Origin of the sequence: Acinetobacter sp. CIP 102129, assembly GCF_000368305.1 — a bacterium.
GTDB classification, from domain to species: domain Bacteria; phylum Pseudomonadota; class Gammaproteobacteria; order Pseudomonadales; family Moraxellaceae; genus Acinetobacter; species Acinetobacter parvus.
In genome coordinates, this window is sequence record NZ_KB849341.1 from 565,253 (window position 1) to 590,142 (window position 24,890).

Annotated in this window: 20 protein-coding genes, 1 other RNA gene and 1 pseudogene; 12 read left to right on the forward strand and 10 right to left on the reverse strand. The window is 42.0% G+C overall.

Annotated features, from left to right (window positions below):
* Positions 1-8: 8 nt before the first annotated feature.
* Together ssrA and F973_RS10735 are read left to right on the forward strand one after the other, a co-directional pair.
* Positions 9-368: a transfer-messenger RNA gene (gene ssrA, locus F973_RS14790) on the forward strand.
* Positions 369-547: 179 nt separating this feature from the next.
* Positions 548-703 (forward strand): annotated as a pseudogene (locus F973_RS10735) (Arm DNA-binding domain-containing protein); the annotation flags it as partial.
* A 35-nt stretch (positions 704-738) separates the two neighbouring features.
* Here the strand turns inward: F973_RS10735 and F973_RS10740 are convergent.
* A complete protein-coding gene (locus F973_RS10740) occupies positions 739-1,236 on the reverse strand; it encodes a thioesterase family protein (RefSeq protein WP_004676633.1) in 498 nt (165 codons plus the stop codon).
* Between the two features lie 171 nt (positions 1,237-1,407).
* Here F973_RS10740 and hemB point away from each other — a divergent pair, with 171 nt between their 5' ends.
* Positions 1,408-2,421 (forward strand): porphobilinogen synthase, encoded by a 1,014-nt coding sequence (gene hemB / locus F973_RS10745; RefSeq protein ID WP_004761767.1) that lies wholly within the window; start codon positions 1,408-1,410, stop codon positions 2,419-2,421.
* A 391-nt stretch (positions 2,422-2,812) separates the two neighbouring features.
* A complete protein-coding gene (gene thiO / locus F973_RS10750; RefSeq protein WP_004761768.1) occupies positions 2,813-3,934 on the forward strand; it encodes a glycine oxidase ThiO in 1,122 nt (373 codons plus the stop codon).
* On the opposite strand, the gene F973_RS10755 is transcribed toward thiO, so the two are convergent.
* Both F973_RS10755 and F973_RS10760 read right to left on the reverse strand, forming a co-directional pair.
* Complete coding sequence (locus F973_RS10755) at positions 3,920-4,825, reverse strand: TIGR01777 family oxidoreductase (protein WP_004761770.1); 906 nt, start codon at positions 4,823-4,825, stop codon at positions 3,920-3,922. The two genes, thiO and F973_RS10755, sit on opposite strands and share 15 nt — an antisense overlap.
* Before the next feature lie 75 nt (positions 4,826-4,900).
* A complete protein-coding gene (locus F973_RS10760) occupies positions 4,901-5,347 on the reverse strand; it encodes an ABZJ_00895 family protein (protein ID WP_004761772.1) in 447 nt (148 codons plus the stop codon).
* Positions 5,348-5,737: 390 nt separating this feature from the next.
* On the opposite strand from F973_RS10760, the gene F973_RS10765 reads away from it, so the two are divergent.
* On the forward strand, positions 5,738-6,391 hold the full coding sequence (locus F973_RS10765; protein WP_004761774.1) for a hypothetical protein: 654 nt from the start codon (positions 5,738-5,740) through the stop codon (positions 6,389-6,391).
* 58 nt (positions 6,392-6,449) lie between these two features.
* Here F973_RS10765 and F973_RS10770 read toward each other — a convergent pair whose 3' ends face one another.
* From F973_RS10770 to F973_RS10790, 5 genes are read right to left on the reverse strand one after another with little or no spacing between them, the layout of a single operon-like run.
* On the reverse strand, positions 6,450-7,232 hold the full coding sequence (locus tag F973_RS10770; protein ID WP_004682775.1) for a crotonase/enoyl-CoA hydratase family protein: 783 nt from the start codon (positions 7,230-7,232) through the stop codon (positions 6,450-6,452).
* Positions 7,233-7,244: 12 nt separating this feature from the next.
* Positions 7,245-8,459: a Wadjet anti-phage system protein JetD domain-containing protein gene (locus F973_RS10775; protein WP_004761776.1), complete on the reverse strand. Its 1,215-nt coding sequence runs from the start codon at positions 8,457-8,459 to the stop codon at positions 7,245-7,247.
* Positions 8,452-11,829 carry an ATP-binding protein gene (locus F973_RS10780; protein WP_004761778.1) on the reverse strand — a complete coding sequence of 1,126 codons (3,378 nt, stop codon included), beginning with the start codon at positions 11,827-11,829 and terminating at the stop codon, positions 8,452-8,454. Before F973_RS10780 ends, F973_RS10775 begins: the two co-directional genes overlap by 8 nt.
* Positions 11,829-12,620, reverse strand: coding sequence for a DUF4194 domain-containing protein (locus F973_RS10785; RefSeq protein ID WP_004761780.1), 792 nt, complete (start codon positions 12,618-12,620; stop codon positions 11,829-11,831). The genes F973_RS10780 and F973_RS10785 overlap by 1 nt, the downstream gene beginning before the upstream one ends.
* Before the next feature lie 12 nt (positions 12,621-12,632).
* On the reverse strand, positions 12,633-14,099 hold the full coding sequence (locus tag F973_RS10790) for a DUF3375 domain-containing protein (protein ID WP_004761783.1): 1,467 nt from the start codon (positions 14,097-14,099) through the stop codon (positions 12,633-12,635).
* 211 nt (positions 14,100-14,310) lie between these two features.
* On the opposite strand from F973_RS10790, the gene F973_RS10795 reads away from it, so the two are divergent.
* The 3 genes from F973_RS10795 to F973_RS10805 all read left to right on the forward strand — a co-directional run bounded on the left by F973_RS10795 (position 14,311) and on the right by F973_RS10805 (position 19,504).
* Positions 14,311-15,561 (forward strand): exonuclease SbcCD subunit D, encoded by a 1,251-nt coding sequence (locus F973_RS10795; protein WP_004761785.1) that lies wholly within the window; start codon positions 14,311-14,313, stop codon positions 15,559-15,561.
* A gap of 9 nt (positions 15,562-15,570) precedes the next feature.
* Positions 15,571-19,167, forward strand: a complete 3,597-nt coding sequence (locus tag F973_RS10800; protein WP_004761787.1) for an SbcC/MukB-like Walker B domain-containing protein — start codon at positions 15,571-15,573, stop codon at positions 19,165-19,167.
* A gap of 127 nt (positions 19,168-19,294) precedes the next feature.
* Complete coding sequence (locus F973_RS10805) at positions 19,295-19,504, forward strand: hypothetical protein (RefSeq protein ID WP_004676613.1); 210 nt, start codon at positions 19,295-19,297, stop codon at positions 19,502-19,504.
* On the opposite strand, the gene F973_RS10810 is transcribed toward F973_RS10805, so the two are convergent.
* Positions 19,501-20,187, reverse strand: coding sequence for a YggS family pyridoxal phosphate-dependent enzyme (locus tag F973_RS10810; RefSeq protein ID WP_004761789.1), 687 nt, complete (start codon positions 20,185-20,187; stop codon positions 19,501-19,503). The genes F973_RS10805 and F973_RS10810 overlap by 4 nt on opposite strands.
* A 126-nt stretch (positions 20,188-20,313) precedes the next feature.
* Here F973_RS10810 and F973_RS10815 point away from each other — a divergent pair, with 126 nt between their 5' ends.
* The 3 genes from F973_RS10815 (at position 20,314) to F973_RS10825 (ending at position 23,576) form a co-directional block, all read left to right on the forward strand.
* A complete protein-coding gene (locus tag F973_RS10815) occupies positions 20,314-21,351 on the forward strand; it encodes a type IV pilus twitching motility protein PilT (RefSeq protein WP_004757396.1) in 1,038 nt (345 codons plus the stop codon).
* A gap of 25 nt (positions 21,352-21,376) precedes the next feature.
* Entirely contained in the window at positions 21,377-22,495 is a 1,119-nt protein-coding gene (locus F973_RS10820; RefSeq protein WP_004761790.1) for a PilT/PilU family type 4a pilus ATPase, read from the forward strand.
* Positions 22,496-22,613: 118 nt separating this feature from the next.
* Positions 22,614-23,576, forward strand: coding sequence for an IS30 family transposase (locus tag F973_RS10825; protein WP_004682288.1), 963 nt, complete (start codon positions 22,614-22,616; stop codon positions 23,574-23,576).
* Between the two features lie 97 nt (positions 23,577-23,673).
* On the opposite strand, the gene fur is transcribed toward F973_RS10825, so the two are convergent.
* Positions 23,674-24,111, reverse strand: coding sequence for a ferric iron uptake transcriptional regulator (gene fur / locus F973_RS10830; protein ID WP_004682786.1), 438 nt, complete (start codon positions 24,109-24,111; stop codon positions 23,674-23,676).
* Positions 24,112-24,491: 380 nt separating this feature from the next.
* On the opposite strand from fur, the gene F973_RS10835 reads away from it, so the two are divergent.
* Positions 24,492-24,890: an outer membrane protein assembly factor BamE gene (locus F973_RS10835; protein WP_004676608.1), complete on the forward strand. Its 399-nt coding sequence runs from the start codon at positions 24,492-24,494 to the stop codon at positions 24,888-24,890.

Sequence of the window (24,890 nt, forward strand, 5' to 3'; positions counted from 1 at the left end):
TCATATATGGGGGTGTTATTGGCTTCGACGCTGGTGATGAAGCTCATAGATGCATGCCGAGAGCGCATTTTCTCTCGTAAATAAAATTTGCATTTTAATAGTCGCAAACGACGAAACTTACGCTCTAGCTGCCTAAGGGCAGCTTGTCCGCTTCACTGAATACTTGTGGTCAGTGAACCCGACCGAAGCGCACGCACACAAGTCCGTATAAAGTCAAGCCTCGGGGCTTTATACCAAACTTAGAGGATCGCGCCTTGTACCCTGTTCGTCGGGTCGCTTGGTGTTAAAACAATAGACGATATCTAAGCATGTAGTATTCTCGAGTGTAGTGCTGGCGGACGCGGGTTCAACTCCCGCCACCTCCACCATATACCTAACAAAACATGGCAAAATATGCCAAGTTTTAAAAGATAAAGGCTTGAATCTAAAGGGTTTAAGCCTTTTTTCTTGCCCAAACATAACTAAATATAACTAGCTATAGTGTACATGCACCGTGTACACTGCCTTGTACATTGCAAGATTTATTGAATCCGCTGGTGTACAAGCCATGAAAAGAACAGAAATTAAACGCAGGCCATTATCAGACACCGTACTGGCTAACCTTGAACCCGAAACGAAAGAATATAGGGAGCTGGACGGCGACGGCCTATACTTCCGTGTAAAGCCTGATGGTAAGAAAGCATGGCTATTCAGATATAAAAAAGCGTCCAATGACGCTTTAAATGTTTGCTCAATGCCCTAGTACGCATAAGAGGCAATTGCGGTTGCGATTGGTTTATCTTCATCATTGACCATGGTCATACGCATGGTGCAGCCCTTACGGCCTAAACGTAATGTTTCAGCACGCGCAATAAAGAACTGGCCACGCCCTGGTGCCAGATAATCAACACGCATATCGACTGTTGCCAAACGGGAAACTTTTTTGATGGTATCAGGCAAATTCTCAGGGGTTGAATGACGGTAAAGCTGCTCCATCGCGACAATTCCACCAATACTATCCAGTATGGTTGCAGCCACGCCGCCATGCAGGATTTGAAAGGCCAGATTCCCCACCAGTTCAGGCTTCATTTCCACATAGGCTTCAATCTGGTCATCGACCACACGCATCTCCATACCACTGTATTTAAAGAATGGACAGGCATTAAAGGATTTACAAAGTTGCTTTAACACCACAGCATGATCTACTTCCACACCCAACTGAATATTACCCGTCCAGTTTTTCTTTACATCATTCATACGCTGCCAACATCCAAAGGAACGATAAACATCCCACTATTTTGTACAAATCTAAAATTATGGGGCTACAATAGCGAGGTTCTTTCATTGGTTCAGGCTGCCAAGCTCTCCCCAGCATGCCTTAAATGAGCCAATTATTTCTATAGTGTAATACTGAACATCGAGATTGTTATGACTTATACGTTCAATCGTCCAGCTTTCCCTGCGACTCGCATGCGCCGTATCCGTAAAAATGACCAGCTCCGTGCCATGGTCAGCGAAACACAACTCACAGCTAATCACTTGATTTATCCAGTATTTGTACTACCAGGCCAACAACAAAGCCAGGATATTCCAAGCATGCCAAATGTGCAGCGCCTGTCTGCCGATTTATTGCTCAAAAAGGCGGAAAGCCTGCTGGAACTTGGCGTATCAAAACTTGCCCTATTCCCCGTAACCCCACAACAAGATAAAAGTTTAACGGCGGAGGCGGCCTGGCATGAAGATGGTCTGGTTCAAAACACCTGCCGCCTGCTTAAAAAAGAATTGCCTGAAATGGTGCTGATCACCGATGGCGCACTTGATCCATACACCACACATGGTCAGGACGGTATTATTGATAATACAGGCTATGTACTGAATGATGAAACGGTGGAATGCCTGATCAAACAGGCATTAAGCCATGCCGCAGCAGGCGCGGATGTGGTCGCGCCAAGTGACATGATGGATGGCCGTATTGGTGCGATTCGTCAGGCACTTGAGCAAAATGGCTTTATTTATACCAACATCATGGCGTATTCAGCCAAATATGCATCCAGCTTTTATGGCCCATTCCGTGATGCGGTCGGTTCAGCCAGCAACCTCAAAGGGGGCAATAAATATAACTACCAGATGGATATAGGCAACCGTGCAGAAGCCCTGCATGAAATCGCCCTTGATATTCAGGAGGGTGCGGACATGGTGATTGTAAAGCCTGGTATGCCATATCTGGATATTGTGCGTGAAGTCAAAGATACCTTTGGTGTCCCAACCTTTATCTATCAGGTCAGTGGTGAATATGCGATGCTTGCGGGCGCAATTCAAAATGGCTGGTTATCGGACAGTGTGATTCTGGAATCCTTGATGTGCTGCCGCCGTGCAGGTGCCGATGGGATCTGGACGTATTTTGCTGAAGAAGCAGCACGTAAACTGAAAGAGATGAAATAATTATTGCTAGTTCAATATAAGAACTTATGTTGAAACTGGATACACGGAAACGTCATCCACAATTGTTCGAGACAGGACGACACTAAAAGAATGCCGTTTCTGCGACCCATTCAACAAGCTGATGGTAGTCAACGAGTTTTGTGGTGAGCTGCGATTATAGCAGCGCAAGATGCCTTTCTTGCGAAGCGTTGCTTCTCATTTGGGCGAAACCAAAGTAAGTCGAGCCTGAGCAAGCCAAAGCGACTAAAGCTTTGGTGAAGCGCAAGACGAAGTGGCTTATCCTGAAATATAATGAGAACTCGGCAAGACTCCGCCATGCATATCATTAATAGTAATTCTAAAATAGTTTAAATTAAGCTGAAATTAAACTATGACTTTGGTTTAGATTTTTATGCATATCGCCATCATTGGTGCAGGTATTAGTGGCTTAATGACTGCACTGGAGCTTGCTGAACAAGGCTGCTCAGTTGATATTTTTGATCAGCAACACGCTGGTCAGGCTGCTTCATGGGCGGGTGGCGGTATCCTCTCCCCCATGTATCCGTGGCGATATGCGCCCGAGGTCAACCAACTCGCGCAATATGGCAAATCGCTGTATCAAATGTGGAATGAAAAACTGCTGCCGATCACAGGCATTGATTTTCAAATCCACGATACGGGCATGCTGATTTTTGACCGAGAAGATTTCGACATAGGGTTAAATTACGCAGCCCAATTCAATGAACCGATGCAGCAATGCGACCTGCTCAATCGCAAGCAACTTGAACGGGTTAATCCGCATATTTCAGCACAATTCCAGCAAGCGATTTATTTTCCACAGCTCTCCAATGTACGTAATCCCCGTCTATTACAATCGCTGATTGGCTATTTAAAACAGCATTCTTCAGTGCGTTTTTTTGAACATTGCCCGATTGAACAACTGATCATTCAAAATAAAAAGGTACAAGGTGTACACACCGAAGATGGCAGAAACTTTAGTGCAGATCATGTTGTGATGAGTTGTGGTGCCTGGAGCCAGCATTGGTCGGAACAGGTTCAACGAAAAATCTCGGTGCATCCTGTACAAGGTCAAATGCTACTGTTTAAAACGCCTGAAAACTGGTTGCCCACCATGTGTATGAATCGGGTGATGTATCTGATTCCACGTCAGGATGGTCACATTGTTTGCGGTTCAAGCATGGCAGATTGTGGCTTTAGCACCACAGTGGATGAACAAACACAACAAGATATTTTAACAGCCTGTCTGGAAATGGTGCCTAAGCTGGAACAGTTCCCGATTGTGCAACGCTGGGCTGGGTTACGTCCTAGCTCCCCTCATGGCATTCCGTATATTGGCGCAATGCCTGAAATAGAAAACCTATGGGCCAATTTTGGACATTTCCGTAACGGACTGTGTATGGGAGCAGGTTCAGCACGTTTACTGCGCCAGTTAATGCTAGGACAAGAAACCCTTGTTTCGCCAATCGCCTATTCACCAGAACGCTTAAAAAAACAGGATTTAATCTCTTCCTAAAATTTCGCTCAAGGCCGATTTCAGGTCGGGATACTGAAACTGGAAACCTTGGTCCAGCAATGCTTTTGGTTTTACATACTGACCATTTAAAATCAACTGGGATTGCTCACCCAAAGCCATTTCAAAGACACATTTCGGCATTCGAATAAAAGGCCTACGTTTTAAAACCTGCCCTGCGACCTGAACAAATTCTTGCTGATTGGATTGCTCAGGCGCAACCAGATTATAAACCTGTTGCTTATTGTTCGATTGCAGCAGAAAAACCATTGCATTAAGTACATCCTGAATATGAATCCAGACAATTGGCTGCCGTCCTGAACCAATCTTGCCTACCGCATTTAAGCGAATGGGGAACAGCATTTGCGGTAAAATACCCCCATTTCCAAACACAACGCCTAACCGAATAATTTTGGTATTTTGCTGACTAAATTCCAGTGCAGTTTGTTCCCAAGCCTGACAAAGCTCAGACATAAAAATTGTTTGAGGCGGTGTGTTTTCATCACAGATGGTCGTCCACTGTTCCTGCGGATCAATGCCATAATAGCCAATCGCTGAACCTGAAAGAATGCATTGTGGGAAAATCTGCTTTTGTTCTAACCATTCATACAGTCTTTGGGTCATAGAGACACGACTTTCAATGAGTTGTTGCTTCCTCTGTTCCGTCCAGCGTTTTGCACCAATATTTTCCCCAGCCAGATTAATGACATAATTAATCTGTTGCGTTTGAATGTGGTCAAAATCATTGACCCAGACTAAATCGGGATGATCAGAAACTTTATTCATTTGCCGAGTGAGCGCAATGACCTTATATTGCCTTTCCAATAAAAATGGCAATAGATAGGAACCGATAAAACCACTGGCGCCCGTGACCAGGACGGTTAATTTTTGCATCACACAACCTTTATAAAATGATATGCATCCTAGTCTTGGCAAAATTGGCATGAATTACAAGTGAAGTTTTTTATCCTAATTAACCATCTTGTTTGCCATTCTTTGTGCTTGTGGACCATAGAACCAGTAAGTAATTAAAAATAAGGGTAAGGCAATCACCAACCACATGGCTAAAACAGCAAGTAAAAATTGCGGCTGCTTTAAATAGAGTAAGAAATTCTGCCAGATTTCAGGGTCTTTACGGGCAAAGATAAATAAACCAAGTAATAAACCACAAATGTTATATCCCCAAAAAATCAGGGTAAATCCAAAAGCTAGGCATTTCTTTTCCTGCATAGTTGGGGCGCGGCGCTGTTGCTTTAAAAACCTGAATAAGACAAAAATAATCGCGATTAAATAAGGAACAGCGGTAAGCACACCACCAATACTATTGGGTAGAATTGCTGCCAATACCCCAGCAACCAAGGTTGAAACCAGACAAATAATAAAAAACCAAATATAGTACAAACGCAATGAAATCATTAACATAAACCTAGCTAGAGCGGTTTCGAGAAATAATTATAATTTTTTTTCACTTTTTTTTCATTTTTATGTCAACCAATCCTCAACTATCACCGTTATATAGGGTATTAGGTCGCAGCAACCGATTGGACATTGCACGGCATCCGCAACGTTTTCGGTGACCTTTCATTATGACTCTCCAATCTTTGTCTGTGCTTTTGTTAGCAGCCAAAATGCAGATTAAGATTTTGACCGACGATTCCTCATCACTCGAATCGTCGGTTTTATTTTTTTAGATAGCCTTAAAATATTTAAGATCATCATTTCATTAATATTTAAGAAATGAATATGAATGTAAAATGTCAGTGTTATACTAAAATTTCATAAAATTAAAATAGTTAAGTTTTAAAAATGAAATGTCCAAACTGTCAAACAGAAGTGGCAAACGACAATATCAATATTCAAAGTGATATGGGAAAATGCCAGGCATGCAATCACCTGTTTCGTGTTTCAGAACATTTCGACATGCCTGCATTTGCATTTGACCTGAACCAGCCTCCTAAAGGGGCCTGGTATAAAAACAATATGCAGGAAATTAGGCTTGGGGCAACGCTAAGAAGTCCAATCGCGTTCTTTCTTGTGCCATTTATGCTGATTTGGTCAGGTGGGTCATTGGGTGGTATTTATGGTACTCAAATCGCAAAGCAGCAGTTCAGCCTTTTACAAAGCCTATTTGGGATTCCATTTCTGCTTGGCACATTATTTTTTGGATTCATTACCCTGATGATGACATTCGGCAAAGTGGAACTAAGCATTGACCGTCAAGGAGGACGTGTTTTTACAGGCATTGGAAAAATAGGAAAATCCAAATCTTTCCAATGGCATGAAGTGACCAGAATCCGTGAGAATTATGTCGCCAACTCATCCAATAAACAACAAGCTCAAATTGTCATTGAGGCAAATCAGCCTATCACATTTGGTCTTGGACTCGCTCCAGAAAGACACCACTACTTATTTCATGCATTGAAAAGAATACAATCACAATATAAACCTGAGCGAAGATAAACCGATTTAAAATTATTCACCGACACTCCCTCATGGCATGAATTGTCAATTCTGGTTTTTATTGCCCTTTAAACTGTGGCAAACGTCTCTCCAGCATGGCACGTACTCCCTCTTGTGCATCTTCTGATACAAACAGTGGTTTGAGATAACTGTCCATGTTCTGGAATGCAAAAGTCTGCCCCTGTGTCACCGCATCGGTTGCCGAAGCCAATAAGGCCTGTACAGCAAGCGGTGCAGCAATACAAATTTCTTTGGCAATTTCGATGGCACGTTGCAATTGTTTACCATTTTCAACAATCTCAGACACAAGATTCAGTTGATCAGCCGTTTTGCTATTAAAGGTTTTACCTGTCAATAAATAAGGCATAGCTTTTTGCCAACCTGCCGCTTGTACAAAACGCACAGTTGCTCCTCCAAAAGGCATAATTCCGCGTAGCACTTCAAGCTGACCAAATACCGTATTTTCACTGGCAATCACCACATCAGCATTCAGCATCAACTCCACCCCAGCGGTATAACAAATCCCTTGTACTGCGACAACGACAGGCTTTGTTCTGTGCCGCCCACCAACACCCCAGGGATTAATTTGGCTTTCCCCAAAATTAAAAATGCCCTGTGGAATTTTGGGTTGTAATTCCACCAAGTCCAGACCTGCCGTGAAATGATCACCATGTGCAAAAATCACGGCGCAACGTAATTCAGGATTGTTCTCATATTCGGTTAAAGCCAGAGATAAATCCTCAATCATATGACTATCAAAGGCATTTCGTTTTGCGACCCGATCCAAACCAATCAACATCATGCGATCAATAATTTCGCGGCTTACTTTTCCTGAACTCATTTTTGTATTTCCTCATTTTTTTAATAACTTCGATTCTACTGTCAAATATAAATTTATCCAGTCATTGCTGATTCGTTCCTGTTCCAGTCGCTTATTTTTATAGCAATTCTTTCTTAAAGCATGAAACAAACTCAACTCTTCTGCTGTTAAATATTGCGGTTCGCTAAAGACAGAATCAGGTTCATCGACCATTTTATCCTGAAATTGCAGTACTGTGGCTTCATCCATCATTAAAGGAATAACATCCGGAATTTTTTGGCGTACCATGCTCAGGATATTTAAACCCTCTGAATCCAGATCACCCCAGTAATAAACTTTTTTATGTTGTAGCCAAGCCGCATCCAGCCATTTGATATTTTTACCGCCGCCACAGACCACGATACTGTTTTCCAACATAGGTAAGGCTAAACCTGACTGAATATTTTCAACCACAATAATATGTTGGGCAGGCAATTCAAATTCTGTCAATACATCAGTCGAAAGCTGAAAGACTGGAAATCCACCCAATGATTGTTGCACTTTGGCACATAAGGGTTTGATCATTAGCCAGCCTTTAGGATGATCCAGACAATTAAGCCAACTGAGTAATCCACCTGTTGCTTGTATTTCGCCTTGATGCAAGACATCACAAATAGCTTCCACAAAAATCAGATTTTTTTCTAAAAATTTGGTATCGACATGCTGTAAAGGCAATGCTCTTAAATAATGCCCTGCGCCCATATTTGCTTTAAGCTGGGCAATCAAGTGGATCAGTAATTGCCAATCATGTTCAGGGTATTGTTCAATCTGTTCTAAATATTCAATTAATGTAGAAAATAGTGCATATTCTATATGTGGCTCTACAAATAGCTGTTGCAACAGAAAGGAAATTTTGTCTGAAATTTTTTTAAATCGCTGTTGCTGTCCTAACAACTCCACCATGACATCCAATGTAGGAATGACCAGTTTGACAGGGACATGCTGTGTTGCCAACTGTTTAAATTGACGTTGTTGCCATTCCACCAGATCAGGATAGGCAAAATTTTTCCATGTCTTAAAAAATGTATGGAAATGATCTATATCTGCAAATGCCTGCTGACCTGTCGGGGCTTTGAGTGAAAGTACAATCGGGAATGGACGTTGATGGCGCAAACGTTGTTTTAAATGCCGTGGATTATCCCATTCTTTCTTGCGTAACTGAGCGATGGCATCATCAGGCAAAATTCCCCATGCTACTGTTTTAGCCATGAAGCTCAATTCCAAGTTGCTGCGCCTCGGTGGCTATGGTCTGTTTGCGTTGCTGCATCCGTTCATCAATCTCTTGCCATGTGACTTCACATAAATGACTTTCATGTTGGTCAATATCACGTTCAGCAATCAGTAATGATCGGGCAGATTCACGTGCCAGATTCAGGTTTTTATAGGGTGTAATCAGATTGACATGTATTTTGAGTGCCTTAAATACTTTTAGCACACGGCGACTGACTGCTTCAGCGGTATTGGAAAAAGCTTCATCTAAAAATACAGTGCTATAAATCGGGTAATCATAACCATCAGGTGTCAATACATAAGCTAAACTTGCTGCGACAATGGTACCTGCAAAGGATTCTTTTTCACCGCCTGATTTTCCACTAGAGGATTCCAACACATCCCTTATTTCACTTGTTTGCGCATCCACTTCTTCGGCATGGAATGACATTTGATAACGAGGATCAAGCAAACGTAAACTTTCCTGATTATTGGCAGTTGCCGAGCTACTGGCTCTGTCCAAAATCGCCATTAACTCCGCCAAGTGTTTAAAACGACGTTCATATTCTTCACTATTCACGCCAGATAAAACCTGTTTTAAACGTTGTTCGAAATCGTGTACATGTGGATATTTTTCTTTCTTATAGCCCAGTCTTAAATAGCTGCCGAGCTTAAATTCCGTGCGTTGTAATACCTGATTAATCATGTCAATTCGGTCAATGATTTCTTCCCGATTTGCATTCAATTTATCCTGAATCACACTTAAAGACTGAGCGGTGTGTTTATGCAAACGTTGCTGGAATTGCTCAACCAGATTCGGCAAACCCTCCTGCTGTAATTCCTGCAAATAGGCAACATAATCCTCTAAAGCAGCCAGCCCTGTCGCCCATTCTCGTTGTAAAGGAATATGTGCCCATTTATCTTTACCACGAAATGCTCCAATAATTCCTATTGCCGTATTACTTGCCTTTGCTTTCTGATCATTCGCTTGTCCAACCAGTTCATCTAGCTCTTTTTCGAATTTGCCTTGCAACGCATCATCTAGTTGTTTGACTTCGCCTATCCGTTGTTTCAATAATTGTCGGGCATCATCACTGATTCCCTGCTCAGCTGCTTGTTGTGCTTTTTGCTGTTTTAACTGGGTATCACGATGTTGCTGTTCTAACTGACCTCGGATTTTTTGTGACTCACCTTTTTGTAAGCGAATCTGTTTGAGCTCATTTTTTGCATCTTCCCAACGCTGGCGAGCCTGTTCAGCATCAGAATCTGCCTGCTGTAAACGCTGCAAGTCCTGTTGGGTTTGCTGCTGACGTTGTTGCCAATACGGTAAATTAATAGTATCCCATTGATAACGCTGCAATCTTTCCCACAAGCCTTTTTGCTGATTCACATTATTAAGTAACTGCCGAGCCTGTTCAATCTGTTGGTATAGCTGTTTAAGCTGTTGTTCTAACTGACTATATTCATGTTTAAGCAAGCTCAGACGAGAGGTATTGGAAAAGCCCAGACACCATGCTTTACGATCATCAACACGTTGTTGGTCTTTTTTCTCAAAGCGTCCTCGTTCTAAATGAATTAAGCCCTGTTGAGTCATGGAAAATGGCATATGATCCAGTATTTGGATATCACTCACGCAATTTAAATCAAAACGCTGTAAATGCTGTTTTAACCAGTCACGATAGGCGTGTTCTCGCCAAAGCAACTTCCCAAGAAAACCATTGTCCTTAAAATGGACATGCTCCACTTGTTCTAGATTAACCACCTGTAAACGCACATGGGTTTTATTATTACGCGCATTGACCCATTTGGTCACCATCGAATAACGATCCTGTGGCACAAGTAATGTGGTTTTGAGTCCACCTAATGCTCGCTCAATCGCGCCTTGCCATGCTTTTTCGTGCTCTTTAACATCAATCAATTCCCCAATAAACATCAGTTCATGTTCATCAAAAGATAAATGCTGTTTTAATTCATCACGTAAACGCAATAAATGCACATCATGAATATTACTATCGGGTCTGGCTTCAATTTCCTGAATATCTTCCTGAATATCTTTGAGCTGTTGTTGGGTTTGTGCGTATTTTCCACTGATTTCAGCAAATTCATCCTGACGTTGCTTGGTATCCTGTTCAGTATTGACCAATTTTTCAGTCGCAATGCCCTGATTTTCCAGCAAAGCATGCTCGGTTAAATCATCCGCAAGTTGTAACTGTCGGGCATCGTCCTGATAACGAGATGCTTCTATAACCAGACTTTTGAGTTTATCTGTAATAAAACCCAGTTCTTTGTGCAGATTTTCAATCTGATGACCACCCAACTGTAAATATTCCTCATGACGACGTTCCTGCCGTGTCTCTGCATCCTGTTCCAGTTGTTCAATCTGCTGAAATTGTTGTTTGAGTTGTAGCAATTCCTGTTCAAGCTGCTGTAACTTTTCAGTCCATAATGCGGCAAATAATTCACCAAAATAAGCAGCAATCGATTGTTTTTCCAAATGAAGCTGCGCTAAACGCTGCGTCAATTCGGCAATTTGTTCAGCACATTGTGGCAAACGCTCTATATGCTCCACCTGTTCACGCGTATCCACCAGATGCTTATAATTGGCTTCTAAATCAGCAAATTCATTCACCGCCGTTTGTGCAGTTTCTCGTAAATTACTCGGCTCTAACACCAATTCCCGAATCAGCTTGGTTAAATCATCAATTTTCTTTAAACCCAATGCTCGGGAAAGTAATGCAGGTGCATTCTGATTGTCCATAAATAAATATTTACGGTACATATCCTGATAGCTTTTAAAATCACTTTCAAAATAATGAATACGCTGATCTGTCTTGGGATTAAAATGCTGTTTCAGTTGGCGTGTATTACCATCGGCAAAAATCTCTAATACTTCAGTCAGTAACACATTGCGACTGGCTATCATATATAAACGATTGACATCACTGAGTGAATTTTTGCCTTGTCCAAGCCAAAACAAGCCAATCAGGGTAATCTGAGAACCATCCTCTGCAATATACAAGGCTCGCAGTGCCGTGGTTACAGCTTTTTCTCGTTTACTTTTGACTTTGGTAGTGGAACCATCATGTTCAGAGCCGTAACTGCCGCGCATATAGGTAACTAAAGAACGATCTGAACGGTCACCCTGTGCGGCTGCTACGTTAAAACTGGCTTTGCTGGCAGGTTGTAACAATGCCATCAGTCCATCAATAAAGGTAGATTTGCCAGCACCATTGTCACCTGTAATCAACGTCCCTTCAGGATCAATTCGGGCTGTATGTAAATTATGGAATGAGCCCCAGTTAAACACGGAAATCTCAGCCAGACGAATTTGTCCCTGAGCAAATAAAGTATCCAAAGTCATTTCTTGCATTATACCTTTCCTTTATTCTGCTCGCATTGATGCATAGCTGCTTTATCTGCCAGTTGCTCATATTCGGTCAATAAACTTTGTAGAAATTCAGCATTGACCACATAACGGATAATCGGTGTAATTTCATAACGCCCATCCTCACCTCGTATTACACTGAGAATTTTCTTTTCACTGAATTTATCTAGTGTGCCACTTAGTTTTTTACGGTCTTTACTGTCATGATTGGTAATCGGAATAAAAGGAATCAAACTTGCCTGAATTCGTTCCAGATCAATAATAATTTTTTGCTCACCTGCGGTTTCCCGCTCCTGATAATATTTCCGTAAAATGAGTAATACCAAAGTGTCATATAAGGTTAAGGTACGCTTTCGAATCAGCGTAGGGAAATCATCTGATAATGCTGTATCGTCATTTTCATCATTGATGTTTTCAGTATTAATAATATACGCCACGCCCTGTTTGGCATCTAAAACCAGTTGAATATATACTTCGGCAAGATGCTGGCGAATCACTGTTTCATAACGACATAACACATCAAACAGTTTTAGATTTTCAGCTGCCAGAATCGTTCCCTGTCGCATCAAATAGACCAAAACCCGTCTGGCTTCATGCGGCATACTAGATAGTTCATCACTTAGCTGTAAATCGCTCTCCACCTCTTGATCTGCTTCAACTTCTATCAGTTCATCTTCGACTTCGACTTCGGCGATGCGCTGCGGTTGAATATCATGATTTTCGTCTGATGTTGGGCGACGCACCCTATCAAAAAAACTGCTCTCTTGTGGTTGCATGTCTCTACACTCTTATAATGCCAATTCATCTAAATTTTCAGGGAATAATTCTGCACTTAAATAATAGGTCGGGATACGGGCTTGTAGATTCACGCCATGTTGATCCTGAAATTGAATCTGCTCATTTTGTTCTGTTAATTGCGGCGCTTTAATGGCTTTGGCAATTCGTAAGTATGCCACCAATTCCTCCAGACCTGCCTGTAATGGATGTTCTTGGGTTAAATGTGCAATACTCATAGCCCCTTTTTTCAGCAATGTATGGCGTGCTTTTTCAGCAACCTCTCGTACCTGTACACTGTCCAGATAGTGCAGCATTTGATTACTCGGTTCTTTACGATTTTGTTGTTGCTGTACGCCACGTGTATCCATGTGTTCATTCGGACTTTTCAAAGCAAAATTTTCAGGTGAGCTGATCTGAACCGAACCGACTGCCAAATACACCTGCATTTCGGTTTTTAAATCGCACTGCTGTTCCAGTGTTAAATTCACTGCCTGTTTTTCCAGTTGCGATAGCAAACGCTCGATCATACGATTTTCCAGTGCAGCTCCACTTTCAATATATGCCCGCAATCCCTCTTCAGTACGGCGACGCACCTGAAATACCCGACCACTTTCCCGCGCCAGTTCACGTATGAGCTGTCCTAGATATTTCTTTTGTGCTTCACTAAGTTGCTGTGCTACAGGGTGATTGAGAATACTGCGTAGTTGTTCCCGAAACTCAGTGGAACGATCCTGATCCTGTAATAATTGACAGAAACCATCAAAAGCACTGCCAGCATCGCTCTTGGCAAGTAATTGCTCTTTTTGCATCAATGCCAGTAACACTTCACCTCGTGAAGCATTGCCCTCAATCATATCAATTCTTAACTCTTTATCTAACTGACGAATTTCATCTTCGACTCGCCTAAAATCACCTGTTAAAATAGAAGCCAGTTGATAAATTTCCCGAATCCGTTCTCGTTGCTCCGTTTCATTGAGCTGCGTAACCACCCCTGCATGCAAGTCATCAATTTCTTGTTGAATCTGGGCTTTCTTTTGTTCTAATAAGTTGACACGATCATCAATACTGTCGCTAATGGCAACCACGAAATCCCGTACTGCATCCTGTACAATTCTCAAATGTGAGGCAGTAGTACTGCTATGACGCTCGTCCAGATTGCGACAAAAACGCAATACTGTTTCACTGGCATCAGTCTTGCTGAGCATGTCGTCCATTTCACGCAACCAGCCTGCCTTAATCCAGCTATTTAAATAATAGGCTGCATTATTTTCGGTTTGCCACAATCCCTGTTCGCGACTATATTTAATAAATTCATCCAGTAAGCTTCGGGCACGACCATAGGGAACTTCGGTTTCTTCGACAAATAAATCGGCAATAAATGCTAAAATGTGTGGCGCATTTTCTGCTCTTAATAATTTCCAGACTGGACTTTCATGATATAAACGGCGGTAAGTTGCCTGTATCCCCTGAATATTCATATTTTCTCATACATCATGAATATAAAAACTTATCATATCAATAATTCAGTCAACTCTATAGTTGACTGAATAAACTCAACGACTCAAGATGTCGTAGTTATAAAAAATACATTTTTAAGCATCACTTTTATCTTTAACCATTATTTTGCAAATTGTCATGTACAAATTTATGCTACCTTATTCCCATACAAAAATAGGGATTTTCTATTTCATGACCGTGCGTTTTTTTCATACTTCTGACTGGCATTTGGGGCAATTCTTTTATAATCATTCCCGCCATTATGAACATGAACAATTTCTGACATGGTTACTTGAACAAATCAAACAGAAACAACCGCATGCCTTGCTGATTGCAGGCGATATTTTTGATGTGATCAATCCAAGTTCTCAGGCACAAAAACAACTGTATCAATTCCTTGCCGATGCGCATGAACGCGCACCGCACATGCAAACCCTGATGATTGCAGGTAACCACGATTCTGGTTATCGCATCGAACAGGTTGAGCCATTATTAGCGAAATATAATGCCAAAACAGTCGGGGTAATTCGCCCGAATAAAGAAAATGATTTAGATTTAGATCGTTTAATTTTGCCAATCTACGATGAACAAAAACAGATTGTGGCATGGTGTATTGCCCTGCCTTTCTTACGCTCTGCCGAAATCACAGGCTTTAATGAACATACCACTAATAGTCAAAATGCCATTGCCTATTTACATCAGCAACTCATTGCCGAGGCCAAACGGCGCAAAACAGATGATCAGGCCCTAATTCTGATGTCACATGCCCATATGCAAGGGGGGGAAACTTCAGATTCAGAACGGCCAATTATTATTGGCAATGAAGAGGCACTTTCGACCAGCCTGTTTGATGACAGCATTGATTATGTGGCGCTTGGACATCTACATAAACCGCAGAAAGTTGGGCAAGATCATATTCGGTATAGCGGTTCCCCAATTCCCTTGTCCTTTAGTGAAATCAACTATAAGCACCAAGTGGTTGAAGTCACGATTGACTCGACCAAACCAGAAAATAAGCTGGATTTTGAAGCATTGGCCATCCCACGAAGTATTCAACTGCATAAAATTAAAGATGAACTCACAGCGGTTATGCAGCAGCTTAAAAACCTACCCAGTGGCCCTATCGAAAATATTGACCATCGAGAATATGTCGATATCGAATATCATACGGCGATTCCTCCACAGCCGAATTTGCGCCAACAATTCGAAGATGCCTTGCCGAAAGATCGCTACCGTCTGGTGCGTATTTCCAGACAATATTTATCGAATGAAAGTAATGCTGAAAACAAGCAGAGTATTAGCCTAGAGCCACCCACACCAGAAAAATTATTCCAGCAGATCTGGGAGAAAAAGGGCTATCACGCCGATGATGAAGTCACCAAAGATTTCTTAAGTCTAGTCAATGAAGCACAAAAAAAACTTGAAGATGATCAAAGTTCTTAAGGACATGCCATGAAAATTTTATCGATTCGACTAAAAAATCTGGCATCTCTTGCAGGTGAGCATTTTATTGATTTTGAATGTGATCCTTTAGCCAATGCAGGCTTGATCGCGATTATCGGGAAAACTGGTGCAGGCAAATCCACCATTTTAGATGCCATGTGTCTGGCCCTGTTTAATAAAATTCCTCGCCTTAAAGAAAGTGACGGCAAGCTTCTGGACGTAGATGGTTCTGAACTGCTGACCAACTCTCCCCTGACCGTTTTACGTCGCGGTACAGGACACGGCTTTGCTGAACTGTGTTTTGTGGCACAAGACCAAAAACATTATCAGGCGCGTTGGGAAATTAAGCGTGCCCGTGAAAATGCCAGTGGGAAATTGCAAAGTGTGCAGCGCTCGCTCAAATGTCTGACCGATGGTGTGGTGGTTGCAGATAAAAGTAAAGCCGTTGAAAGCCATATCCAGCAAATTACCCAACTCAGTTTTGAACAATTCACTCGTGCCGTTTTACTGGCACAATCGGAAGTGACCGCATTTTTAAAGGCGCGTGATACTGAACGAGGCGAATTGCTGGAATACCTGACCAACTCAAGTATCTTTGCCAAAATTGGACAACTGGCGTTTGAAAAAACCCGTGAAATGACCAACCAGCGCAAACAACTGGAAAATGTTTTAGGTCATATTGAAATCCGTTCCGAGGAAGAAATTGCAGCCATACAAGTGCAATTCCAACAGACACAACAACAGGTCCAGCAGCTTGAAACCGAGCGGACTCAACTCAAGCAACAACAGCAATGGTTTGAACAACAACAAAAGCTAGAAAGTGAAATCACCATCAAACAGCGGCAGCATGAAACGCAACTCAATGCCCATACTGCCCTCGCAACAGATCGCCAGTTGCTTGCACAACTGGACATCTTTTCTGACATTCGCCCTGTTGTGTTTCAACAACAGCAAATCCAAAAAACACAGCAACAACTTGAGCCACAGCTTCAACAAAAACAGCAACATTTTAGTCGCTTAACCACAGAATTTGAGCAGGAAAAAGTCTGCTATATTCAAGCGGAAACGGCGCTGCAACAATTTCAAAATTTTGAGCTACAACATCAAGATGAGTTGAGTCAGCTACGTAAATACGTTCAGGAACGTGACTATATTGCCGAAGATTATAAAAAAACCAAAAGCAGACTGACGCACATCGAAACCCAGCAACAACCTTTGCTACAACAGCAGCAACAGCTTGAGCAGAACCTCCAGAATATAGGCACACAACAGACCTGCTGCCTTGAGCAATTACAGCAAAGTGCCCACTTCTCAACTTTGGATAAGGGCCTGCATGCCCATGTGCAACAATTAGAGCAGTTTATTCAGCATTATCAAAAAGTTGAAAATACGCTGGGAAATATTCAACAGGCCCAAAGCAAACTTGAGCAAGATAAAAGCCAACTTGAGCAATTAATCTCGCAGTTTGGTACAACGCAGCAGATTGATCACACCCTTGAGCAGAAACAGACACAGAAAGAGCAAGTGTTGATTCAGCTAAATCAACTGGATGTGATTCAACAAAAACTACAACATCATTTTCAATTAAAAAATGAAGTCTCAGAGCTGCAACACAAATTAAACACCATACAAGTCCAGTATCAACAGCTCGAGCAAAATACTCAAAAAGCAGAAATTGAATTTCAGGCAGCAAAAACCGAGCGGGAAAAATTACAGCACATCTTGCAACAGCAACGCTTACTCCATGCCGAGAATATTGAACATTTACGTGCTGAACTGAAACAAGGTGAAGCTTGTCTGGTCTGTGGCAGTACTGAACACCCCTATCGTGAGGATGAAAGTCCTGTTTCGAAAGCCTTATATGCATTACAGCAACAGCAGGAACAACAGGCATTACAGCAAGAGCAACAATGCTTCCAGCTTTGGCAGACTACACAGCAACAATTTACCCAGCTTCAATCTGAGCAAAAACAGCGCCAAATCGCCTTGCAACAAACTCAGGAAAAATTAAATACTCAACAGCAAGAGTTACAGCAATATTTGACTCAAACGCATATTCAACTCGATTTTAATTTAGCGCAACCTGAACTTGAAGTTTACCTGCAAGGCTTAAATATCGAATCTGCACAGGCAAAACAACAGATTGATCAGGAATTACAACAGCTCAATCAGGCCAGTAAACAGCAGCTTCATTTAAACCAGTCTATCCAGAACACGGCCTACCAACTGGAAACAGTACAGCAGTTACAACAACAGATTCAGCATATTGTGGATTGCCTGGATTCACATGAGAAAACAGTTTGGCTGGAACAACCATTAGTACAATCAAAACAGATTGTGCAGCGTTTAAAGCAACGCCTACAACAGCTTGATCATGCGGACGGACTAGGTAAACAGCAACAGTACAGCACACAACAACTCAATTTATTAATATCAAATCTCAATGCTTTGAGCACGCAACATACTGAGCTAAATCAGCAGTTGCAGGACATTGCGAAAAAGGGTCAACAAAATAGTGAGGATGCCAATCAACTCATTCTGGCCATGGCAGGTTCAACAGAACTCAAAGCCAATGAATGGTTGCATCAACATGATCAACAACGCCAGCAACTGCAGCATCAATACCAGCAGCTAAAACACAATTTCGAACAGGCGCGACAAAGCTTTGAGCAACACAAAAATGAACTAGAGCAACTCAAAGCACAGCATCAGCACAACCAACAAACCTTCACGCAATGCACCACAGAAATCAGTATATGGTTGACGCAGCACAGAGATTTTGAAGAGCAGCAACTCAGTCAATTGCTAGCCATTTCTTCAACGCAGGAACAGCAAATCCGCTTAACGCTACAAAATGCGGATCGTGTCTTGAGTGAGGCCGCTTATGCGCTTAAAACTGCGCAACAGCTATTCAATGAACACCAGCAACAGCAACCTGAGATTCAACATGAACAACTGACCGAACTGATTCAGCTAAATCAGGACAAACTGCAACAGCAGCTTGAACAACGAGATCAATATAAAGTTCAGCTTGAATTGCATCAGCAAAACCTTGCCAAGCAAAAACAGTTTGCAGATCAAATTCAACAGATACAACAGCAGGAATACCGCTGGAATAAAATTTCCAGTTTGATTGGCGATTCTAAGGGCAAAGATTTCCGTGATTTGGCCCAACAATATAATCTGGATATTTTGCTGGAATATGCCAATCAGCAATTGGCGATGTTATCGCAACGTTACACATTAAAGCGCCTGGATAACTCGCTTAGTCTGGCGATTATCGATCATGATATGGATGGTGAAACCCGTTCAGTGGCTTCTCTTTCTGGTGGGGAATCATTCCTCACTGCCCTTGCAATTTCATTGGCGATTGCCAATATGGCCTCAGGTTCAATGAAAATCGAATCACTATTTATTGATGAAGGTTTTGGCACGCTGGATGCATCTTCGTTGCATATGGTGATGAATGCGCTGGATCAATTACAAAGCCAAGGGCGTAAAGTCATTTTAATTTCACATATTCAGGAAATGCATGAACGGATTCCTGTGCAGATTCAGGTGCAGCCGATGGGTTCTGGTTCAAGTCGGATTGAAGTAGTGGGTTAATATGCAGTAACCCAACGCTTCATTTAAAAACTGGCAAACCCAACTTGGCATTTTGTTTGCTTAGCTTAAGTTGTTACGATTCGTTCATTACCTTAGAATTTCACCATGTCAAATCGTGTTTGGCTATATGCCTTTTTACCAGGCACTACCTGATTTCCATGCCATTTTTGAAGTTTATCTGGGTCAACAATGGATACTGTTTGATGCAACGAATATGGGAGCGATTGATGAGTTTGTAAGGGTTGGTACAGGTTTGGATGCTAAAGATGTGCCCTTTGCCTCTTTATTTGGAACAGCCGAACTGATCAAAATCAAACCCCAAATTACCAAGCTCTAATGATGATAGTCCCGTGCACCAAACAGCGCTGTCCCGACTCTGACCATGGTTGAACCTGCCGCAATAGCAGCGTCCAAATCACCTGACATTCCCATACTCAAGGTATCCCAATCTTGAGGCCGTGCATGTAGTGATTTTACTTGCTCAAACAAGGTTTTTGCATCGGCAAATGCGACACTATTTTCTGGCGCTGGAATCACCATTAGCCCACGTAAACGTATGTTTGGAAGTTGGCTAATCTGTTTAACGAGTTCAGCAACCTCATCAGGCTGGCAGCCATCCTTGCTGTCTTGCCCATCAATATTCACCTGAATACAGATATTTAAAGGCTTTCGACTGTCCATACGCTGACTGGATAATCGCTCAGCAATAATCAGGCGATCTACGCCATGCACCCAATCAAACTTTTCCGCCAAATGTTTAGTTTTATTGCGCTGTACATGACCAATAAAATGCCATTCAATCTCTAAATCCTGTAGTTCATCAATTTTTGTCAACGCTTCCTGCAAATAGTTTTCCCCAAAGCTACGCTGTCCAGCCTGATACATTTCCCGCAGACTTTGGCTGGGATGAGTCTTTGAAACAGCCAGCAATTGCACGGATGCAGGATCACGCTGAACACGCCCACACGCCAGTTGAATCTGATCTAATACGGATTGACGGGATTGTTGCGATTGATTCATTGACACAGTTCTCACTTGTAAAATCTTTTTTTACATTGATAGGACTCAGGGTGTTGGTAAGCCTGAATGAAAGCCGTATATTATTCTACAAAATAATGAGACATTTTGGTTTGTTTCGGGGAAATTATGGATATTACAGAACTACTCGCCTTTTCAGTCAAAAACGGTGCTTCGGATTTACACCTTTCATCAGGTATGCCTCCTATGATTCGTGTGGATGGTGAAGTTCGCCGAATCAACTTGCCAGCACTTGAGCATAAAGATGTACACCGTCTGGTGTATGACATCATGAACGATAAACAACGCCGTGATTATGAAGAAAAGCTGGAAACCGACTTTTCATTTGAAGTGCCCAACATTGCCCGTTTCCGTGTCAATGCATTTAACCAGAACCGTGGTGCGGGTGCGGTGTTCCGTACCATTCCATCAAAGGTTTTAAGTATGGAAGATCTGGGGCTGGGTTCAATCTTCAAGGAAATCTGTGATTATCCACGCGGGATTGTGCTGGTGACAGGGCCTACGGGTTCTGGTAAATCAACCACACTTGCCGCGATGATCGACTATATCAACGAAAACCGCTATGACCACATTTTAACGGTTGAAGACCCAATCGAATTTGTACACCAATCTAAAAAATGCCTGATCAACCAGCGTGAAGTGCACCGTGATACACATGGCTTCAATGAAGCACTGCGTTCAGCACTGCGTGAAGACCCTGACATTATCCTGGTTGGTGAAATGCGTGACCTGGAAACCATTCGTCTGGCATTGACTGCTGCGGAAACGGGTCACTTGGTGTTTGGTACACTACATACCACCTCTGCGGCAAAAACCATTGACCGTGTGATTGACGTATTCCCTGCTGAAGAAAAAGACATGGTACGTGCCATGCTTTCAGAATCTCTACAAGCGGTGATTTCCCAAACCCTCTTGAAAAAGAATGGTGGCGGTCGTGTTGCAGCGCACGAGATCATGATTGGTATTCCAGCGATTCGTAACCTTGTCCGTGAGAACAAGGTTGCCCAAATGTACTCTGCGATTCAAACAGGTGCAAACTACGGTATGACCACACTGGATCAGAGTCTGAAAACACTTGTATCCAAGGGAATCATCAATACTCAAACTGCTCGTACCGCAGCCAAACAGCCTGAATCATTCTTATAAGAATAAAATGGATTAGAGAAATAATATGGATTTTAATGATTTACTTAATCTGATGATTCAACAAAATGCATCGGACTTGTTTGTCACCGCAGATGTTGAACCGTCAATGAAGATTAACGGACAAATTGTGCCTGTTGCCAAAACCAAGCTATCGGGTGAAATTGTCGGTCAACTGATCCATTCAGTGATGACGGACAAGCAGCGCAAAGAATTCGCTGAAACAAGAGAGTGTAATTTTGCAATCGTCAATCGTGAGAAAACAGCTCGTTTCCGTGTAAGCGCCTTTCAACAGCGTGATATGCCTGGAATGGTTTTACGTCGTATTGAAACTGTTATTCCAACCATGGATGAACTCAAGCTCCCTAGTGTGCTGAAAGAACTCGCCATGACCAAACGTGGTATTATTATCTTTGTAGGCGCAACAGGTACAGGTAAATCAACCTCATTAGCTTCGATGATTGGTTACCGTAACCAAAATTCAAAGGGTCATATTATTACCATTGAGGACCCAATTGAATTTGTACATCAACATGCGGGTTGTATTGTCACTCAACGTGAAGTGGGTATTGATACTGACTCATTTGAGATTGCATTGAAGAATACCTTACGTCAGGCACCTGATGTGATCCTGATTGGTGAGATCCGTTCCCGTGAAACCATGGACTATGCCATTGCATTCGCAGAAACTGGTCACTTGGTTTTAGCCACCCTACATGCCAACAACGCCAACCAGGCGCTGGACCGTATTATTCATTTCTTTGAAGCCGACCGCCATAGCCAGCTTTATATGGACTTGTCGCTTAATATGAGAGCAATGGTCGCACAACAGCTGATTCCAACCCCTGACGGTAATTCACGCCGTGCTGCCATTGAAATTTTGATCAATACACCATTATTGGCAGATTACATCCGTAAGGGTGAAATCCATGAAATTAAAGATCTGATGAAGCGTTCACGTGAATTAGGGATGCAGACCTTTGACCAAGCGTTATTTGACCTTTATAAGGCAGGTGAAATCACCTACAAAGATGCACTTAAACATGCAGACTCGCCAAACGATTTACGTCTCACCATCAAACTTTCAGAAGAAGGTGCAGATCAACTACTCAGTGCCAGCAAAAATATTACCTTTGATGGTCAATAAGCGATTTTTTAATCCGCAGATTCAAATCCCAAGTGCAACACATTTGTAGTTAGTTGAAAAAGTTAGGTGTATTCATAGAATCATTAGACTTTTTCAACTCGCAATTGGAAAGCACACAATGAAGAAATACACCCAACTTTCTCAAGATGAAAGATACGAAATTTATGCTACTTTGAAAAGTAAAAGTTCAATCGCTACCCTTGCTCGGGAGTTAGGACGTTCACGATCAACCATCTACCGTGAATTAAAAAGAAATACTGGGCAACGTGGATATAGAGCTCAACAGGCAGCTAAATTTGCAAGTCAAAGACGGTACCGTCCTTCATCATCAATGACAGCATTTGCCTTCGCTTATATTGATTATTTGATTGGTTTGGACTGGTCACCCGAACAAATTTCAGGTGCTTTAACACAACGCGGTTGGCTGGATGTACCTTCACATGAGTGGATTTACCAGTACATTTATCAAGATAAATCAAAAGGTGGTAAACTTCATCTACACTTAAGGCATCAGAAGAAATATCGAAAACGCGGTTACAAAAACACGGATCGTAGGGGTCAAATCATTGATAAAACAAGTATTCACTGCCGAGACCAGGTCATTGATCAACGACAACGTTTAGGAGATTTCGAAGGTGACACGGTGATTGGTAAACATCATAAAGGTGCTTTATTGACTCTCGTTGATCGAAAGAGCCTGTATGTACATATTGTTCATTTAGGGCCAACGAGAGCATCCTCTCAAACGATTACTTGTGCACTAGATCGTTTACAAATGAGCCATGCTTATAGTGTGACATTTGATAATGGCAAAGAATTTTCCGAACACAAAAGAATTACTGATGCTGGCATAGAGACGTATTTTGCTGATCCTTACAAGTCTATTCAGCGAGCTAGAAATGAAAATACGAATGGTTTAATCCGTCAATATCTGCCAAAATCATCATCGTTTGATGACGTGTCAAAGGAACAAATAGAGCAGATAGAATTTGCACTCAACCATCGTCCTAGAAAAACCCTAGGTTGGTATACACCGAGTGAAGTTATGGCTGGTTTTTATACTGTTGCACTTGCCGCTTGAATCCGCCATCCATTAAAAAAGAGAAAGTTGTGAGCAACTTTCTCTTTTTTATTGGTTTAATTTTGGTCAATTAAACAAACTTTACGAGCTTGAATACTTATTTCTTACGAAAAGCTTCCTGACATTCAGCATCACTACAATAACCATACAAATTCAGCGAATGGCCAGTTAAGGCAAAACCATGCTGATCTGCAACTGAATGTTGCTCCTTTTCAATCACATCATTTGTAAATTCAACAACTTTGTTGCAATTCAGGCATACGAGGTGGTCGTGGTGATCTTCCTGCATAATTTCAAAAACAGAGTGGTTGTTTTCAAAATGATGACGCTGAATGATTCCAGCAGCCTCAAATTGTGTTAACACACGGTAAACTGTTGCCAAGCCAACATCTTCACCTTGCTCTAGCAGTGTTTTATAAATATCTTCCGCACTTAAATGGTGTTGCTTTGAATTTTCTAATAATTCCAAAATCTTAATACGAGGAAGGGTGACTTTAAGTCCAGCTTTACGTAAGTCTTGGTTGGAAATAGGCATGAAAAAAGGTCTCTCAACAAATCTTAAGTTGGAATAGGCAAGTAGGGTCTGCTGACATTTCACAGATGCTTGCGACAGAGGGCATTTTTTAGACGATACAAGGCATAACTTACGAAATTTAGCAATTCTAAATAAGTAAGATATAACGCAGTAGCGGCAAAAAATGCCCCTGTCCCACAGGGTTATGGTTAAAACTTCCCCAAACTTCGTTATGAAACTTGACAAGGGAGTCGCCATTGCCTGCGTTTCATGCCTCGTTTATGTCGTTCTAACCGATAACGCAAGGCATGGCTGAAATGGCAGCAGACCCTAGTATTTAAATGCAGTATGATCTATCCTTGAATCAAATGCATCATCATTTATCAGGATAGTGTAGCAAAATGCAAAAAATCATGCTGGCGTTGTTCGTCACTTCAGTACTTAGCGGTTGTTCAGTCTTTGGTGTTTATAAAGTTGATATTCCACAGGGAACACCCTTAACCAAAGCACAGGCATCTCAAGTACAGGTCGGCATGAGCTTTCAGCAAGTCCGTTTCTTGCTGGGTAGTCCAACTGTAACAGATCCTTTAAATCCACAGCGCTGGGACTACATCTACAACTATATACCAGGTACCTATGCAAAAAAAGCAAAAATACCAGCAGCCCATGGCCAACATTTAAAAGTTTACTTTGACGAAAATGGTAATGTACAACGTATTGAGGGCCTGGATACCATCCCTGAATCACAGCCTGGTTTACCAGCATCAAAAGAAGCCATCTTGACTGCGCCCCCACTATAA

Coding starts and splice junctions, on each gene's coding strand:
- F973_RS10825 (WP_004682288.1), top strand. CDS start 22,614: ATGAAGAAATACACCCAACTTTCTCAAGATGAAAGATACGAAATTTAT.
- hemB (WP_004761767.1), top strand. CDS start 1,408: ATGACTTATACGTTCAATCGTCCAGCTTTCCCTGCGACTCGCATGCGC.
- F973_RS10770 (WP_004682775.1), bottom strand. CDS start 7,232: ATGAGTTCAGGAAAAGTAAGCCGCGAAATTATTGATCGCATGATGTTG.
- F973_RS10790 (WP_004761783.1), bottom strand. CDS start 14,099: ATGAATATTCAGGGGATACAGGCAACTTACCGCCGTTTATATCATGAA.
- F973_RS10815 (WP_004757396.1), top strand. CDS start 20,314: ATGGATATTACAGAACTACTCGCCTTTTCAGTCAAAAACGGTGCTTCG.
- fur (WP_004682786.1), bottom strand. CDS start 24,111: ATGCCTATTTCCAACCAAGACTTACGTAAAGCTGGACTTAAAGTCACC.
- F973_RS10780 (WP_004761778.1), bottom strand. CDS start 11,829: ATGCAAGAAATGACTTTGGATACTTTATTTGCTCAGGGACAAATTCGT.
- F973_RS10800 (WP_004761787.1), top strand. CDS start 15,571: ATGAAAATTTTATCGATTCGACTAAAAAATCTGGCATCTCTTGCAGGT.
- F973_RS10835 (WP_004676608.1), top strand. CDS start 24,492: ATGCAAAAAATCATGCTGGCGTTGTTCGTCACTTCAGTACTTAGCGGT.
- F973_RS10755 (WP_004761770.1), bottom strand. CDS start 4,825: ATGCAAAAATTAACCGTCCTGGTCACGGGCGCCAGTGGTTTTATCGGT.
- F973_RS10810 (WP_004761789.1), bottom strand. CDS start 20,187: ATGAATCAATCGCAACAATCCCGTCAATCCGTATTAGATCAGATTCAA.
- F973_RS10740 (WP_004676633.1), bottom strand. CDS start 1,236: ATGAATGATGTAAAGAAAAACTGGACGGGTAATATTCAGTTGGGTGTG.
- F973_RS10775 (WP_004761776.1), bottom strand. CDS start 8,459: ATGGCTAAAACAGTAGCATGGGGAATTTTGCCTGATGATGCCATCGCT.
- F973_RS10785 (WP_004761780.1), bottom strand. CDS start 12,620: ATGCAACCACAAGAGAGCAGTTTTTTTGATAGGGTGCGTCGCCCAACA.
- thiO (WP_004761768.1), top strand. CDS start 2,813: ATGCATATCGCCATCATTGGTGCAGGTATTAGTGGCTTAATGACTGCA.
- F973_RS10765 (WP_004761774.1), top strand. CDS start 5,738: ATGAAATGTCCAAACTGTCAAACAGAAGTGGCAAACGACAATATCAAT.
- F973_RS10805 (WP_004676613.1), top strand. CDS start 19,295: ATGCCTTTTTACCAGGCACTACCTGATTTCCATGCCATTTTTGAAGTT.
- F973_RS10795 (WP_004761785.1), top strand. CDS start 14,311: ATGACCGTGCGTTTTTTTCATACTTCTGACTGGCATTTGGGGCAATTC.
- F973_RS10820 (WP_004761790.1), top strand. CDS start 21,377: ATGGATTTTAATGATTTACTTAATCTGATGATTCAACAAAATGCATCG.
- F973_RS10760 (WP_004761772.1), bottom strand. CDS start 5,347: ATGATTTCATTGCGTTTGTACTATATTTGGTTTTTTATTATTTGTCTG.